Annotated in this window: 12 protein-coding genes and 1 pseudogene; 3 read left to right on the top strand and 10 right to left on the bottom strand. The window is 71.1% G+C overall.

Annotation, left to right across the window (positions count from 1 at the left end):
* Window positions 1-129: 129 nt before the first annotated feature.
* From ACWKZU_RS15785 to galE, 6 genes are all read right to left on the bottom strand, one after another.
* Entirely contained in the window at window positions 130-1002 is an 873-nt protein-coding gene (locus ACWKZU_RS15785; RefSeq protein ID WP_449283288.1) for a glycosyltransferase, read from the bottom strand.
* 136 nt (window positions 1003-1138) lie between these two features.
* Window positions 1139-2497: a CAP domain-containing protein gene (locus ACWKZU_RS15790; RefSeq protein WP_449283289.1), complete on the bottom strand. Its 1359-nt coding sequence runs from the start codon at window positions 2495-2497 to the stop codon at window positions 1139-1141.
* 185 nt (window positions 2498-2682) lie between these two features.
* Complete coding sequence (locus tag ACWKZU_RS15795) at window positions 2683-3660, bottom strand: glycosyltransferase (RefSeq protein ID WP_449283290.1); 978 nt, start codon at window positions 3658-3660, stop codon at window positions 2683-2685.
* Between the two features lie 35 nt (window positions 3661-3695).
* Window positions 3696-5336, bottom strand: a complete 1641-nt coding sequence (locus tag ACWKZU_RS15800) for a sulfatase-like hydrolase/transferase (RefSeq protein WP_449283291.1) — start codon at window positions 5334-5336, stop codon at window positions 3696-3698.
* 118 nt (window positions 5337-5454) lie between these two features.
* On the bottom strand, window positions 5455-6900 hold the full coding sequence (locus ACWKZU_RS15805) for an LCP family protein (protein ID WP_449283292.1): 1446 nt from the start codon (window positions 6898-6900) through the stop codon (window positions 5455-5457).
* The gene (galE, locus tag ACWKZU_RS15810; protein WP_449283293.1) at window positions 6897-7910 is read right to left on the bottom strand and encodes a UDP-glucose 4-epimerase GalE; all 1014 of its coding nucleotides are present in this window, start codon (window positions 7908-7910) and stop codon (window positions 6897-6899) included. Before galE ends, ACWKZU_RS15805 begins: the two co-directional genes overlap by 4 nt.
* A 482-nt stretch (window positions 7911-8392) precedes the next feature.
* Between galE and ACWKZU_RS15815 the strand changes: the two genes are divergently transcribed.
* On the top strand, window positions 8393-9511 hold the full coding sequence (locus ACWKZU_RS15815) for a mannosyltransferase (protein WP_449283294.1): 1119 nt from the start codon (window positions 8393-8395) through the stop codon (window positions 9509-9511).
* A gap of 154 nt (window positions 9512-9665) precedes the next feature.
* Here ACWKZU_RS15815 and ACWKZU_RS15820 read toward each other — a convergent pair whose 3' ends face one another.
* From ACWKZU_RS15820 to ACWKZU_RS15830, 3 genes are read right to left on the bottom strand one after another with little or no spacing between them, the layout of a single operon-like run.
* On the bottom strand, window positions 9666-10907 hold the full coding sequence (locus ACWKZU_RS15820; protein ID WP_449283295.1) for an MFS transporter: 1242 nt from the start codon (window positions 10905-10907) through the stop codon (window positions 9666-9668).
* Window positions 10908-11426: a 5-(carboxyamino)imidazole ribonucleotide mutase gene (purE, locus tag ACWKZU_RS15825; protein WP_449283296.1), complete on the bottom strand. Its 519-nt coding sequence runs from the start codon at window positions 11424-11426 to the stop codon at window positions 10908-10910. It lies immediately after the preceding gene.
* A 34-nt stretch (window positions 11427-11460) separates the two neighbouring features.
* Window positions 11461-12609, bottom strand: a complete 1149-nt coding sequence (locus tag ACWKZU_RS15830; RefSeq protein WP_449283297.1) for a 5-(carboxyamino)imidazole ribonucleotide synthase — start codon at window positions 12607-12609, stop codon at window positions 11461-11463.
* A 295-nt stretch (window positions 12610-12904) separates the two neighbouring features.
* Between ACWKZU_RS15830 and ACWKZU_RS15835 the strand changes: the two genes are divergently transcribed.
* Together ACWKZU_RS15835 and ACWKZU_RS15840 are read left to right on the top strand one after the other, a co-directional pair.
* A complete protein-coding gene (locus tag ACWKZU_RS15835) occupies window positions 12905-14527 on the top strand; it encodes a DHA2 family efflux MFS transporter permease subunit (RefSeq protein ID WP_449283298.1) in 1623 nt (540 codons plus the stop codon).
* A gap of 10 nt (window positions 14528-14537) precedes the next feature.
* Window positions 14538-15104 (top strand): MarR family winged helix-turn-helix transcriptional regulator, encoded by a 567-nt coding sequence (locus ACWKZU_RS15840; protein ID WP_449283299.1) that lies wholly within the window; start codon window positions 14538-14540, stop codon window positions 15102-15104.
* A 151-nt stretch (window positions 15105-15255) separates the two neighbouring features.
* Here the strand turns inward: ACWKZU_RS15840 and ACWKZU_RS15845 are convergent.
* Window positions 15256-15835, bottom strand: a pseudogene (locus ACWKZU_RS15845) (hypothetical protein); the annotation flags it as partial.

Here is a 15835-nt window from a genome sequence, read left to right on the forward strand (position 1 = left end):
GCTCGCGCAGCGCGACCGGCTTCGCCGCGCGCAGGATGAGGGGGTCGGTCCGAGCTCCGCCGGCGGCGCTGTCCCCCGGCAGACCGCGCAGGATGACAGGTGGTCATGCAGGGTGAGGTCGCCCTGAGCTCAGCCCGCCGCGCGATCCCCCGGCAGCCCACGGCCGATGAGACCGCGGAAGAGCAGGCGCTTCGCCCCGGCGGGCAGCAGACGGTACAGGCCCTTCATCACGACGTTGCGCAGGTACTGGGCGGGCGTCACGAAGCCCATGCGCAGCAGTTCGCGCTGCAGCCGCCACTCGGTGCGCGCCTCCGACCAGCCCCCGCGCCGCGCGAAGGCGCCGGCGCCCACCCGGTAGGCCAGCAGCGGTTCGGCGATGTTCTCCACCCGGGCCCCCGAGTCGATCAGGCGCACCCCCAGCCAGTAGTCCTCCATCTTCCCGAAGGCCTGGTACCGGCCCACCCGGTCGAGTGCCTCGACGCGGTACATCATGGTCGGGTGGTTGAACGGGTTGTGGGTGCGGGCGTGATCCCGGATGCGCTGCGCGCCCACCGGCGGGGTGCGCAGGCCGCTCGGACGCTCCGGATCCGACTCGAACTCCTCCATCCCCGTGCCCACGAGGTCGTAGCCGTCCTGCAGCAGTGCCCACTGCCGTTCGAAGCGCTCGGGGCGCGACACGTCGTCGGCGTCCATGCGCGCCACGACGGGGAAGTCGCAGGCGTCCAGGCCGCGGTTGAGCGCCCCGGTGAGCCCGCGGTTCTCGGCGAGCACCACGAGGCGCACCGGGATCGGGCTCTGCGCCTCGATCCGCCGCAGCTCTTCGGCGATCGCCTCGGGCACGGGGCCGTCCTGCACGATCACGGCCTCGGCGGGCCGCAGCGTCTGGCGGTCCACCGAACTCTCGAACGCCTGCCGCAAGAACCCGGCCTCGTCCCCCGCGTACACCGGGAGCAGCAGCGAGAAATCGGCCTGAGCGGCGTCAGCGGGAGCGGGTTCTGGCATGATCCCACAGCCTAGCGGCAGGAGCAGCAAGGCCAGTGTGTCTGCAACATGGATCCTGCGACTCGCGAGCTCGCGCAGGATGACGGAGGCGGAAGTTTCGTCGTTCTGCGCGCGGGATGACCAGCGCTGCTGACCCCTACGCCTTGGCGCGGTAGAGGAAGGCCGCCATCGCCTCGCGGGAGACCCGGTCCTTCGGCAGGTACTTCGGCTTGCCCGAGCTCTGCTTCACGCCGGTCGACAGACCCGAGGCGTGCATCCACGCGATCTGCTTGAAGAACTGGTGCGATCGCGGCACGTCCGCGAACGGGGAGGTGCCCGGTGTGCCGTTGCTCGAGGGGTTCTCGAGCCGGAACATGAACGCGGCCATCGCTTCGCGCGACACCCCGTCCTTCGGAGCGTACTTGGGCTTGCCCGAGGCGCGCTTGATGCCGGTCGACAGCCCGGACGTGTACATCCAGGCGATCTCCTTGTAGAACTTGTGCGAGACGGGCACATCGGCGAATGGCGAGGTCTTGGGGGCGGTGTAGCCCGCGGGAGCCTTCGCGCCCTTCGGAGTGCTCAACCGGTACAGGAACGCCGCCATCGCCTCGCGCGACACCGTGCCCTTCGGGTCGTAGGCGCGGCCGGCGCTCGTGCCGATGCCCGTGGAGAGGCCGGTCTCGAGCATCCAGGCGATCTCGGTGGCGAACTTGTCGTTCTTGCGCACGTCGATGAACGGCCCGTCGCTGGGCGCCGACACGACGCGATCGCCCGAGATCCCGCTCGGATACTTCCCGAAGACCTGCGTGTAGTAAGGCCGGCCGAGGCTGTCGTAGCCCACCCCGATCCCGATGTGCGTGTAGTCGCCGATGATGTTGCCGAAGTGTCCCGGCGAATTGCGCCAGCCCTGCACCACGCTCTGGTACGAGAAGCCCGCGGCGACGTTCTCGCCGAGGCGCTTCCAGCCCGCGGGCACCTCGCTCCCCAGCCTGGGGTTGTGGGACATCTTCGAGGCGCGGGCCTGCTGCTCCGACCAGCGCTGCGCGACCGCATCCAGCGCGGCGCTGGAGGCGAGCGCTGCGCGACCGTTGTCCTTGCGCACCTGATTGGTCTGCGAGAGCACGACCGCCCGGACCGTCACCGCGCCGGGTCGGGAGGCGGCATCGACGACCAGACCGCCGTCGCTCGCCGCGGGGCCGACTGTCTCGTCGGGGGACGTCGGATCGCTCGGCGCCGGTTCGCCGGCGGGCGCGGTGGACGGTTCGGCGGTCGGGGCCGGCTGCGGTTCGGAGGATTCCGGGGTCTGACCGTCGCCGGCGGCCGATCCGGCCGTGTCATCGGCGCCCGCCCCGGGGTCCGTGCTCTCCGGGGACCCCTGATCGGCACCCGCGGTCGCATCGATCTCGGCTGGGGCATCGGGCTCGGTCGCGAAGGCGCTCGGAACCGGGCCGCCGACGATCAAGCCGCAGACGACCAGAAGAGCGCAGGCCAGACGGGCCCGACTGTTTCCCCGCATCTCGACCCCCCGGTGCGATGCCTTCATCCCCTTGAAACGGAAGACAGGTGTCCACCGTCGCAGAGCAGATTACCTGCACCGAAGACCGAGGGGCCATGCACCTCTGGCGAGGATTACGTACGACTTAGGTCGAGGATCGCTCCGTTCGCGAACCCGGCCGGAGGCCCGGAAGCGGCCCGGCGACCCTACTTCGAGTCGAGCTTGGAGAGCCGTTCGATCTCGACCATCACGTCGACGGGGACACCCGTGTCGCGCAGCACGACCCGGGTGGGCCGGGGCGAGCGCAGCCAGCCGTCCTGCCACCCGCGCCGCAGGCAGTCGCGCAGCTGGGCGCGATCCGACGAGGCGAGGAACGTGCGGAACCAGCGCCGGGCGGTCGCGGCCGAGTAGAGCGCCTTCTCCCACCCGAGCAGGGAGCGGCTGCGGCGGAACACCCACAGCTTGTTGCGCACCTCGAAGTAGAAGCGCGGGCCCGGATCCTGATCGCTCGAGCCGCGCTTGGCGGTCTTGTGCGTCACGACGGAACCGGGCACGTAGAGTCCGCGCGCCCCGCGCAGCAGCCGCGCCGAGTACTCGAAGTCGTCGTTCCAGAGGAAGTAGTCGGCGAGCGGCAGGCCCAGCTCGCGCACGCGCGCCGCGCGGAGGAAGGCCGAGACGAAGGAGATGGAGCGGATCTCCATGCATCCCACTTCGGCCGCGCGGGCCCGCTCGTCGGCGGAGGCGCGGATCTTGGGCTTGGGGGTGTTCATCGGGTGATCCTCGCCATCGGTCCAGACGACGCGGGATCCCATCACCGCGAGATCGTCCTGCCCCGTCGCGACGTAGCGCTCGTGCGCGGCGAGCGCACCCGCGAGCGCGTCGGGCCCGGGCACCGTGTCGTCGTCCATGACCCACACCCAGTCGGTGTCGTCCTCGGCGACGGCCGCCGCGATCCCGGCGGCGAACCCGCCGGCACCGCCGGTGTTCTTCGTGAGCCCGATCAGGCGCGCCCGCGCACCCCAGTGCTCCAGCAGTTCGGAGGCGACCTCCCCGGAGCCGTCGTCGGAGGCGTTGTCGACCACGACCAGGCGGTCGACGGGTCGGCTCTGCGCCGCGAGCGCCTCGAGCGATTCCCTCAGCAGCTCCCGCCGGTTGTAGGCCACCAGTACGGCGGTCACGCGCATGCGCACACTCCTTCAGGATTCGGAACCCGCCCAGTCTAGCCGGACGCCCCGAGACCCCACAGGTCGCGGTACAGGGCCGCGGCGCGCGACTGCGTCACCGCGCGATACTCCCCCTCGTCGAGATCGAGGATCGTACCCGCCGGTACGTCGTCCGCGTCGGCGAGCGCCGACACCCCGATCCCCGCGCGGTGATCCTCGAGTTCGATGCCCGCGAGTTCGATGAGCGTCGGATACATGCTGAACTGGTCGAGGTCGTCGCGGGCGAACTCGACGCCCCCGGGCGCCCGAACCCGGTTGAAAATGGTGCGCCCCTCACGGTTCCTGAGCTCGTCCCAGAAGCTGTTGGTCTCGGCCTCGAACTTGAGATGGTCCCCCATGATCACGACGGTCGTGTCCTCGAGCACGCCGGTCCGCTCGAGGAAGTCGACGAATCCCGCGACCTGCTCCATCGAGCATGCCGTGATCGATGTCATCGGCTGCGCGGCGTCGTCGGGGCAGTAGTCGTAGCGGTACGGCGACTCGTGCGTGTCGAGGGTGAGCAGCGTGAGGTTGAACGGCTGTCCCAGCTCGTGGAGACGGGTCACCTCCTCCCGCGCCCGATCGAAGAGTCGGCGGTCGGAGAGCCCCCAGTCGGGACGGATCTCCGTCTCGCCGAGGTCTCGCCACTCCTGCAGGGCGTGCACCTCGTCGTACCCGTGGGTCTCCAGAAACGCGCCCTTGCCCGCGAAGCGGGCGTCGGCCCCGCCCATGTAGACGTTCCGGTACCCCTCGCGGGCCAGCACGTCTCCCAGGCAGGTCGCACCCGGCAGGTACTCCTCGACGCTCTCGTCGTCGTGACCGATGAGGTTGAGCGCGGTGACATCGGAGACGGCCCCGGCGGTGCGCAGCGGGATCCCGCACTGCGTGCTGACCAGGCCGGCCATCGTCCAGCCGCCTCCCTCGTACTGGCGCAGGTCCGGGATGGAGTCCCACCCCTCCGTCGCCTCCTGCACGGGGGCGAGCATGTTCGTCCCGAAGATCGTCTCGTCGGCGAAGGTGTCCTCGATCGATTCGAGGTAGATCGTCACGAGGTTGCGCCGCTCGCCCCCGGCCCCGCTGTCGGCCCGCATCCCCGGGCCGCCCTGGGCATTCGCACCCACGCCGTGGCGGGGCACGACGTAGTAGTCGGCGAGGGTCGTGCCTCCCGCGGCCTCGCGCGCGTACGCCTGCACGTACTCCGCCGCCCCGATCGTGGAGCCGAATACCGCTCCGCCGCCGAGGGGCACCGCTACGGCGAGCACCAGCGCGATTCCGCGCAGCACCCAGCGGCCCCCGCCTCGCAGCACTCCCCCGCGATGCAGTTCGCGGCGAGATTTCTCGGTGAGCAGCATCAGCACGAGCACCAGCGCGCAAGGCACCAGCAGGATCATCACGGCGGCGCCCGCGATCAGCCCGCCGCCGCCCGCTCCCTCGCCCCCCGGCAGGTTCATCAGCAGCTGATCGACCGAGATCAGCCCGAAGGTGCGCCGCACCCAGAGGCCGCCGCCGGCCAGCACGGCGCCGACGAGCATCAGCACCCAGAATCCGGCGATCCCGGCACCCCAGGCCCAGCGCCCTCGCCGGCCGGTGATCACCGGGGCGGTCGTTCCGTCCGCGCCGCCGGGGTGCGACGCCGCGCGCTCATCGTCTCTTGCCACAGTGCGGCAAGTTTACCGGCGCGCCATCCGAGGTTCACTCAGGGTCCATCTCCGGGCGGCACGCCCGGGTGCGGGCGCTCGCGCGACCGTGTCGGGGAGCACGCCCGAGCGGACGCCGCTACTCCTCCTCCTGCGGCGACGCGGCGGCCACACCCTCGGCGACGAGCTGCTGGATCGCGGCGTAGTCGGGCATCTCGGGATCGACCGCAGGCGGCACGAGCTCCACATTGACCGGGGAGTGCTCCCGCGCCTTCGTAGCCAGGTCGACGAAGCGGCCGAGCATGGACTGCGGGAGATCGGTGTCGACCAGCTCCCCGCCCACGGCGGCGACGTCCTGGAACTTCGCGAGCACGTTGGCCGGGTTCATCTGCGCGAGGATCGCCGCCTGGAGTTCGCGCTGGCGCTGCATGCGGTCGTAGTCGCCGTTCGCCGACCCGTACCGCGACCGGGCGTACCACTGCGCGGCGAAGCCGTCGAGATGCTGCTCGCCGGGCTCGATCCACTCCTGCACTCCGACGAGCTCGCCGGTGTACTCGTCGATCTGCCCGCCGACCGGGAGCCGCTCCTGCACGTTGATCGTCACGCCGCCGAGCGCGTCGATGAGGCTCGAGAAGGCGTCCATGTTCACCAGCACGTAGAACTGCACCTGCAGCCCGGTGGCGCCGCTCACAGCGTCCTTCGTCGCCTCGATGCCCGGCGAGGATCCGCGCGCGCGCGCGTCGGCGTACATGCCGTCGTAGAGACGCTTGAACTCCTCGGGCAGTCCCTCCGCCTCGACGATCTCGGCCGTCTGCTCGAGCTCGGCGTGCAGTCCGTTCAGGTATCCCGTCAGACAGCCGCCCTCCGGCCCGAACGCGTTGGGCCCCACGCAGAACCCGTTGGGGTGCACCTCGTGCATCGGGGAGTCCTCGGGGAACGGCATCTGGATCAGTTCGCGGGGCAGGCCGATGATGACGGACTGACCGGTCTCGGCGTCGACGCTCACGAGCGAGATGCTGTCGGGCCGCAGGCCCTCGCGGTCGGAGCCCGCGTCGGTGCCGAGCAGCAGGATGTTGTAGCGGCCGTCCACCGGTTCCACCGCCGGGGCGCCCTGGAACAGGTCTCCGAGCAGGCTGCGCCCCGCGCCCACCGTGGTCGCCGCCCAGGCCGCCCCCGCCGAGGGCACCACGGTCAGCAGCACCGAGAGGATGACCACCGGGATGCGCCACGCGCGCTGCACCCGCACCAGGCGCGTCAACCGCAGGGTGTCGAACCCCAGCACGAGCCACAGCACCGCGTAGGCGAAGAGCAGGATCTGCAGGGCGAGCAGCACGAAGCCGTTGGTGAAGAGGGAGAACGTCGCCACGCGGGCGAGCAGCAGTCCGAGCAGCGAGGCGACCGCCCCCGCGATGAGCACGAGGGTGGCGACGAGACCCAGGCGGCCGAGCCTGCGGTTGCCCGCCAGCAGCTGCGCGCTGCCCGGCAGCAGGAAGCCGAGCACGACCAGCCACCTGGCGCGCTTGCTCATGAGCGGCTCGGACCCCGTGTCGGGATTGCGGAGCGGCCGCTCGAGATCGAGGCTCATGCGGTGTAACCGCTCGGGTTCGCCGACTGCCAGCCCCAGGTGTCGCGGCACGCGTCGGCGAGACTGCGCGTGGTGCGCCAGTCCAGCCGCGCGTTCGCGTGCGAGGGATCCGCGGTCATCGCCGCGACGTCTCCCGCTCTCGGCGGCGCGACGGCGTAGGGCACCGGCCGCCCGGAGGCCTCCTCGAAGGCGCGGATCACCTCGAGCACACTCGATCCGGTACCCGATCCGAGGTTGTAGGTCTCGACCCCGGCGGCGATGCGCTCGAGCGCCGCGACGTGCCCCTCCGCGAGATCCATCACATGGATGTAGTCGCGCACGCCGGTGCCGTCGACCGTGGGATAGTCCCCGCCGAACACGCTGAGCCGCTCGCGCTTGCCCACGGCCACCTGCGCGATGAACGGCATGAGGTTGTTCGGGATCCCCGTCGGATCCTCGCCGATGCGACCGGACGGGTGCGCGCCTACGGGATTGAAGTAGCGCAGCAGCACCGCGCCGAGCTCGGGCCAGGCGGCCTGGGCGTCGCGGATGATCTGCTCGTTCATGAACTTGGACCAGCCGTACGGGTTGGTGATGCCGACCCCCGCGCGATGCGCCTCGTCGATCGGCACGTACTCGGGGTCGCCGTAGACGGTGGCCGACGAGCTGAACACCAGCTTGCCCACCCCGCGCTCGCGCATGAGGTCGAGCAGGGCGAGCGTCGAGTCGAGGTTGACCCGGTAGTAGCGCGTGGGCTCGGCCACTGACTCCCCCACCGCCTTGAGGCCGGCGAAGTGGATCGCGGCGTCGAACGCGACGCCGTCGAGCGCCGCGGCCGCGGCCGCACGATCGGCGAGATCGGCCTCGATCACGGGGATCCGAGAGCCGGTGAGCTCCTCGACGCGGCGCACCGCCTCGGGGCTGCTGTTCGAGAAGTCGTCGAGCACGATCACCTCGTGACCGCGTTCGACGAGCACCAGTGCGGTGTGGGAGCCGATGTACCCGGCGCCACCTGTCAGCAAAACACGCATACGCAACAGGGTACTTGGCCGCTCTGCACGGAAGCGGTCGAACCGCTGACGGCGCGCGTCTCGCCTGTTCCGCGCGATCGGAGCCCGCCGCCGTCATCCTGAGCGAGCCGAGCTCACCGGCCGTCATCCTGCGCGAGCGGAGCTCACCCGCCGTCATCCTGCGCGAGCGGAGCTCACCCGCCGTCATCCTGAGCGAGCCGAGCTCACCCGCCGTCATCCTGCGCGAGCGGAGCTCACCCGCCGTCATCCTGCGCGAGCGGAGCTCACCCGCCGTCATCCTGCGCGAGCGGAGCGAGTCGCAGGATCCGCACGGTCGGTCCCGCCATCCGCCCCGAAGGTCACATTTGCATCACGGCTACACTTGACGCCGATCGTCCCGATGGATCCCTCAGACTTTCAGCGTACGAACTCAATACAATGAGACCCGAAGCGCGACTTCGGCCTCATGCCAGGGCCGGAGCTGAACGGCGGAGGGGGAGCACATGGCCACACTCACCCTCATCGCCGAGCCATTCCCCGACTGGGAGGCGGAGATCCACTCCGCGGCTGCGCGGGACCTGGCCAAGGCCATCGCGGCGACCGCTCCGCGCGGCTGCAGCGCCCGGTTCCTCGTGGGCCGCGGCAGCGCGGCGCCCGAGTTCGAGTCGCCGCTGATCCGCATCGAGCGGCTGCCGATGCGAGCCAGCCTGCTGCCCCTCGTGTGGCAGAGCGGCACGACGGCGCGGCCGCTCGACGGCGAGTTCGCGCACTCGCTCACACCCTTGATGCCGCTGCGCGCCCGCGGTGAGGACGACGGCTCGCAGACCTCGGTGACGATCCCGCACTCCATCGCGTGGGAGGCCCCGGCCGTGCTCGGCGGCTCTCAGGCGCGCCTCTTCCGCGCCTTCACCCGCCGCGCCGTGAAGCTCGCGGACGTGATCCTCACGCCGACCCACGCCACGGCGCGCGTGCTCCAGCGGCACTACGGCGAGCATCTGCCGGTGCAGGTGATCCAGCTCGCTCCTCCCGCCGAGTTCCGCGAGGGCCCCGACGCCGCCGAGCGGCGAGCCGCCCTGGCCCTTCCCGAACGATACGCCGTGACCACGGCGATGAGCGGCGAGCACGGCCGGCTCGAGTGGCTGTTCGACGCGATGCGCATCGACGCGTCGCTGCCGCCGCTCGTGGTGCTCGAGGGCTTCGACCCGGGGGTCTCCCCCCGCGATCGCGACCCCTCCGACACCGGCGGCACGCAGGTGCCCGACGAGCTCCGCGACCGCGTGGTCCCGGTGCGGGCGCGCGAGCTCGCCGACATCGGGGCGGTGCTCTCGGGGGCGTCGCTCATGGTGCAGCCGCAGAGCTTCGCCGGGACCGGCTACGTGCTGCTCGGCGCCCTGTGCGCGGCGGTCCCCGTGCTCCACGCGGGTCATCCCGCGACCGCGGAACTCGTGTTCGACGCGGGCGTCTCCGCCGACAACGCCGGGGCGTTCGCGGCCGAGTACACGCGCCTGTTCCGCGACCCCGACGCGCTCGCCCAGCTCTCGGTGCTCGCCTGCGATCGCAGCCGCGGGTTCAGCTGGTACGGGGCCGCCTGGCAGCTGTGGGAGACTCACGCGAATCTCTGACGTCGCCCGTGCGGGATCCGCACGCCCCCACTCTGCGTGCGCGCGCCAGAAGATGTCGCCACACCGGCGAAATGCCCGCAACTCCTGACGCGCGAGGTGGAGGCGTCCTGGGAGGGGGACGGACCAGCGGGCGGATGCGGCACGATGCCGGCCCTCACGACACCCGATCGACCGCGGCGACCCCGCCGTTCGCGCGGGCGTAGCCCCAGGCCAGCAGTCCGGCGGCGAGCGCCGATCCCGCGACCATCAGCGCCGTGCCGCCCCAGCCGGCCCACCCGAACGCCACACCCCCGAACCAGCCCAGCAGGCTCGATCCGGCGTAGTAGCCGAGGTTGTAGAGCGGCGGAGCGATGCTGCGGCCGCCGGCGCTCGCCCGGCGCTCGACGAGACCGCTGGCGATGGAGTGGGCTGCGAAGAAGCCGCCGGTGAACAGCACGAGTCCGAGGATGACGCCGGGGAGCCAGGGCAGCAGCGTGAGCGCCAGGCTCGCGAGCATGATCCCGATGCAGCTCAGCAGCACCCGCGTCGGCGGGATCGCGCGCGTCAGCTGCCACGTCCACCGCGACGCGGCGGCGCCCGCGAGATACGCGAGGAAGATCCACGACGCCTGCGCGAGCGTGAGACCGAATGGGTCGTGCTGCAGGCGGAACGCCAGGTAGTTGTACACCGCGACGAAGCCGCCCATCAGCAGGAAGGCCTGCGCCACGAGCACCATCACGCCGGGCGTGCGCAGATTCGCCAGAACGGCGCTCGGGATCGGCCGGGACGGTCCGGGCGGCACCGCCGTGGGCGGGATGCGCACCAGGAACGCCAACGTGGCCGACGCGGCCAGCACGGCCACCGCCGTCATGCCCCAGCGCCAGCCGAACGGCTCGCCGACCTCGGCCGCGACGATGCGGCCGAGCAGCCCGCCGATGGTGGTGCCCGCGATGTAGGTGCCCACCGCACCGCCGAGCGCGAGGGGCCGCACGGTCTCGGCGATGGCCGTCACCGCGATCGCCGGGAGGCCGGCGAGCGCGACCCCCTCGAGCAGACGCGCCGCGATGAAGAGCTCGAAGCCGGGAGCGAACGGGGTGACGAGGCCCAGCAGCATCGCCGCGGACAGGGCCGTGCGCATGGTGCGCACCCGGCCGAACCGGTCGGAGACGCGCGCCCACGGCAGCACCCCGAGGGCCACCCCGATGGTGGTGGCGCCCACCGCCCACGACGAGGCCCCCGCGGCGACCCCGAACTCGTGCGCGATGTCGGGCAGGATGCCCTGCGGCGAGTACATCTGTGCGAAGGTGGCGAGACCCGCGCAGAAGAGCGCGATCAGGGCGCGTCGATACCGGCGGCTCCCGGCGGCGGCCCGGGGATCCTCCGCCTCCGATGCCGCCGGGCCTCCGACCGCGGCCACCTACCGGTCCGCGGCGATCCGCGTCTGCAGCGCGGCGTTCTTCGCCTCCACCATGTCGGTGAGCTCGCGGGCGTAGGCGTCGAGCCGCTCGGCGAGCTCGGGATCGCTCGCGCCGAGGATCCGGGCGGCCAGCAGGCCGGCGTTCTTCGCTCCGCCGATCGACACGGTCGCCACTGGGATGCCGCCCGGCATCTGCACGATCGACAGCAGCGAGTCGAGGCCGTCGAGGCGGGCGAGCGGCACCGGCACGCCGATCACGGGCAGGGTGGTCATCGAGGCGACCATGCCCGGCAGGTGCGCCGCCCCGCCCGCGCCCGCGATGATCACACGCAGGCCGCGGCCGGCGGCCTCGCGGGCGTAGGTCACCATCCGGTCGGGGGTGCGGTGGGCGCTGACGACCTCGACCTCGTGCGGGATCCCGAACTCGCGCAGCGCCTGCACCGCGTCGCTCATCACCGAGAAGTCGCTGTCGCTGCCCATGATCACGCCGACGAGGGGCGCTGCGGTGGTGTCGCTCATGAGGTCAATCGTAGTGGCCTCTTGGCCCGGGGGTTCAGTCGAACGCGGCCGCGGTGGCCCGCGCCTCGGCGAGCACCTCCTGGAGGTCGTCGCCCGTCACCGTGATGTGGCCCACCTTGCGGCCGGGGCGGGGCTGCTTGTCGTAGCTGTGCACCTTGGCGCGGGGGTGCTCGGCCAGCACGGCCGGATAGCGCGTCGGCATCGGCCCCTCCGCCGGTCCCCCGAGCACGTTGACCATCACGACGGCCGGAGCGGTCATCGAGGTGTCGCCCAGCGGCAGGTCGGACACCGCGCGCAGGTGCTGCTCGAACTGGCTGGTCACCGACCCCTCGATCGAGAAGTGCCCCGAGTTGTGCGGACGCATGGCCAGCTCGTTCACGAGCACACGACCGTCGCTCGCCTCGAACATCTCGACCGCGAGCACTCCGGTCACCTGCACGCCCTCGGCGACCGCCGCACCGATGCGCGCGGCCTCCTCGAGCGTGGCGGGATCCTGCACGGGAGCCGGCGCGAGCACCTCGGCGCAGACGCCGTCGCGCTGGATCGTCTCGACCACCGGCCAGGTGCGGGTCTCGCCGCTTGGTCGCCGCGCCACGAGCTGCGACAGCTCGCGCGTGAAGTCGACGAGCTCCTCGGCGAGCAGGCGGCCGCCGCGGCCGTCCTCCGCGAGCGCGGTGAACCAGTCGCGCACCTCCGCCGCGTCCGACACGACGCGCACGCCCTTGCCGTCGTAGCCGCCGCGGGCGGTCTTCACGACGGCGCGACCGCCGCGCTCGTCGATGAACCGCTGCAGCTGGACCTCGTCCTCGACGGCCGCCCAGGCCGGGATCGGCACGCCGAGCTCGCCGAGCTTCTCGCGCATGAGGATCTTGTCCTGCGCGTACTGCAGCGCGTCGGGACGCGGGTGCACCGCCGTGCCGCGGCGCTCGAGCTCGCGCAGGATCTCACCGGGCACGTGCTCGTGGTCGAAGGTGACCACGTCAACGGTCTCGGCGAAGGCGTACACCGTCTCGGGATCCCGGTAGTCGCCCACCGCGTCGGCGGCGCGCTCGGCGCTCGATCCCTCGTTCTCCGCCAGCACGCTGATGCGCAGGCCCAGGTGGATCGCCGGGGGCACCATCATGCGGGCGAGCTGCCCGCCTCCGATCACGCCGATCCTGATGCTGCCGCTCTCGAAACCCATGCCCTCCATTCTGCCCTACCGCCGCCCGCCGATCCGTCCGCCCCGCCACCCGTCCCGCCGTCCGTCCCGCCGCCCGCCACTCCGACAGGAGATCGACAACGGAACAGGAGGATCTCGCGGTTTCGCCCTGCGCGACGGGAGATCTCCTGCACGAGTGGCGGACGGGGCCCGTGCCCGCGGCCGCACTGTCACCCACGCCGCCCCGCATTAGTTGACATTGATCAACCAAGTGCTTATAGTTGATCTTCATCAACTAACACCGCACGACTCCCACGACGAAGGACTCCAGCTCCGCATGGCTCAGACCCTCACCTCGACCCCGCGCACCGCCCCGGAAGACGGCGTGCTGCGCGGGCGCGCGAAGAACCTCGCGCTCACCGGCCTCTTCCTCAGCATGGCCGTGTCCATGCTCTCGATGACGGTCGTCGGCACGTCGATGCCGATCATCATCGCCGACCTCGGCGGCGACCAGGCGGCCTTCACCTGGGTCGTCACCGCCACCATGCTGGCGAGCGCGATCTCCACCCCGATCTGGGGCAAGCTCGCCGACCTCACCAGCAAGAAAGTGCTGCTGCAGCTCTCCCTCATCATCTTCACCGTCGGCTCGGCACTCGCGGGCATGGCGCAGGATCCGGGCTGGCTCATCGCCTTCCGCGTGCTCCAGGGCCTCGGCGCCGGCGGCCTGGGTGCGCTCGGCCAGATCGTGCTCGCCGAGATCATCAGCCCGCGCGAGCGCGGCAAGTACATGGGCATCATGGGCGCCATCATGGCGGTCTCCACCGTCGGCGGCCCGCTGCTCGGCGGCGCGATCACCGACGCGATCGGCTGGCGCTGGAACTTCTACGTCGCGGCGCCCATCGCGATCGTCGCCATCATCGTGCTGCAGCAGACCCTGCACCTGCGCACCGAGAAGCGCAAGGTCAAGATCGACTACCTCGGTGCCGCGCTCATCTCGATCGGCTTCGCCAGCCTGCTCATCTGGGTGACGCTCGGCGGCTCGCAGTTCGAGTGGTGGTCCTGGGAGACCCTCGCGATGGTCGGCGGCGGCCTGCTGCTGCTCGTCGTCGCGGTGATCGTCGAGCTGCGCGTCGACGAGCCCCTGATCCCGATGCACCTCTTCAAGAACCGCACCTTCACCATGTCGGTGATCGCGAGCATCGCCGTGGGCCTCGCGATGTTCGGCACCTCGGTGTTCCTGGGGCAGTACATGCAGCTGGCTCGCGGCAAGACGCCCACCGAGTCGGGCCTGCTCACCATCCCCATGATGGCCGGCGTGCTGCTCGCCTCGACCCTCGTGGGCCAGATCATCTCGCGCACCGGCAAGTGGAAGCGCTACATGGTGGCCGGATCCTTCATCATGCTCGCGGGCCTCGTGATGATGGGGCAGCTCCGCTACGACACGTCCTTCTGGTTCGTGGGCTTCGCGATGTTCGTGCTGGGCGCCGGGGTCGGCATGTGCATGCAGAACCTCGTGCTGGTGGTGCAGAACACGGTCTCCCCGAACGAGCTCGGCGTCTCCAGCTCGGCCGTCACCTTCTTCCGCACGATCGGCGGCACGGCGGGCATGTCCGCGATGGGCGCGATGCTCTCCCACCAGGTGGTCGCCTTCATCAAGGAGGGGTTCGAGAATCTCGCGAAGACGAATCCCGAGGCCCTCGCAGGCGCGGACAAGCTCTCGGGCGGCACCATCCCCAAGATCGCGGAGCTCTCGGCGCCGATCCGCGAGGTGGTCGAGTCGGCGTACGGCCACGGCATCGGCGACGTCTTCCTGGCGGCGTCTCCCGTCGCCATCGTCGCCATCGTCGCCATCATGCTGATTCCGAATCTCCCGCTGAGCACGAAGAGCGCCGCCCAGCAGCGCGCCGAGCTCGAGCGGGAGGCCGCGGACGCCGCGACGGCGGCTGCGGAGACCCGCTAGGTTCGAAGGCATGCAGGAGCACAGCACCCAGACCGCACCGGCGACGGACGATTCGCCGCGGGGCACCGAGATCGCCGGCATCATCTCCGAGTTCTCGGAGATCTTCGCCTCGGCGCGCACCCGCTGGGTGCGCTACGCCGAGGAGGTGCACCCCGATCTGAACGGCGGCGGCATCATGGTGCTGCAGATCGTGCTGCGCAAGGGCCCCGTGACCGCCACCGGCCTCAGCCAGATGCTGGGGATGGACAAGGCGATGGTGAGCCGGCACATCGCGAAGCTCCGGGAGCTGGAGCTGATCGAGACCGAAGCGGCCCCCGAGGACCGGCGTGTGATCCTGCTCACCGTCAGCGAGCGCGCGAGGCGGCTCATGGAGCGGATCCGCGAGCGCTGGGCGCACTCCTACCACGAGCGCTTCGAGGACTGGAGCCTCGAATCCCTCGAACAGCTGCGCGATGGGCTGCACCGCTTCAACGCCTCGACCGAGGACGCCCATCGCACCGACGGACCGGCGACGCGCTGCGCGCGCGATCACGGGGGCGGCGTCGCCGCGGACCCCGAGGACGCCCCCGCCGGTTGAGCGGCGGGCGGCTCGCCTCCGCCGGTCGAGCGGAGCGCGCGGCGCGGCCCCAACCGGTCATCCTGCGCGGAGAGAGCACGGCGAACGCAGTCGCATGATCCACCGGCATGGATTCTGCGACTGCGCTCGCCGCTCCCGCAGGGTGACGGCCTCAGTGCTCGGCGCGGTAGAGGAAGGCGGCCATGGCCTCGCGGGTGACGCGGTTCTTCGCCGCGTAGACCGGCTTCGCACCCGCCCCCTGCGAGATGCCCGTCGAGAGCCCGCTCTGCGACATCCACGCGATCTCCGCGTAGAACTTCTGCCCCGGCCGCACGTCCGCGAACGGCGATGTCTTCGGCGCCGCCGGCTTCCGCCCCGTGTCGAGGCGGTACATGAACGCCGCCATCGCCTCACGCGTGATGCCCGCCTTCGGCTCGAACCTCGGTTTTCCCGACGCCTGCTTGATGCCCGTCGAGGTCTTCGACTGATACATCCAGGAGATCTCCCGGTAGAACTTGTCCCCCGGCTTCACATCCGCGAACGGGGACGCCTTCGGCGCGACATAACCCTTCGGCGCGTACAGGCGATAGAGGAACGCCGCCATCGCCTCGCGCGACACGTTCGTCTTCGGCTCGTACACGAAGTACACCCCGCCCGACGCATCGGTCTTCCTGATGCCCGTCGACAGACCCCGCTCCGCCATCCAATTGATCTCCCGCGAGAACTTCGCCGACCTCGACACATCACGGAAC

It is taken from the genome of Leucobacter sp., from assembly GCF_053528595.1.

Coding starts and splice junctions, on each gene's coding strand:
- ACWKZU_RS15785 (WP_449283288.1), bottom strand. CDS start 1,002: ATGCCAGAACCCGCTCCCGCTGACGCCGCTCAGGCCGATTTCTCGCTG.
- ACWKZU_RS15790 (WP_449283289.1), bottom strand. CDS start 2,497: ATGCGGGGAAACAGTCGGGCCCGTCTGGCCTGCGCTCTTCTGGTCGTC.
- ACWKZU_RS15795 (WP_449283290.1), bottom strand. CDS start 3,660: ATGCGCGTGACCGCCGTACTGGTGGCCTACAACCGGCGGGAGCTGCTG.
- ACWKZU_RS15805 (WP_449283292.1), bottom strand. CDS start 6,900: ATGAGCCTCGATCTCGAGCGGCCGCTCCGCAATCCCGACACGGGGTCC.
- galE (WP_449283293.1), bottom strand. CDS start 7,910: ATGCGTGTTTTGCTGACAGGTGGCGCCGGGTACATCGGCTCCCACACC.
- ACWKZU_RS15815 (WP_449283294.1), top strand. CDS start 8,393: ATGGCCACACTCACCCTCATCGCCGAGCCATTCCCCGACTGGGAGGCG.
- purE (WP_449283296.1), bottom strand. CDS start 11,426: ATGAGCGACACCACCGCAGCGCCCCTCGTCGGCGTGATCATGGGCAGC.
- ACWKZU_RS15830 (WP_449283297.1), bottom strand. CDS start 12,609: ATGGGTTTCGAGAGCGGCAGCATCAGGATCGGCGTGATCGGAGGCGGG.
- ACWKZU_RS15835 (WP_449283298.1), top strand. CDS start 12,905: ATGGCTCAGACCCTCACCTCGACCCCGCGCACCGCCCCGGAAGACGGC.
- ACWKZU_RS15840 (WP_449283299.1), top strand. CDS start 14,538: ATGCAGGAGCACAGCACCCAGACCGCACCGGCGACGGACGATTCGCCG.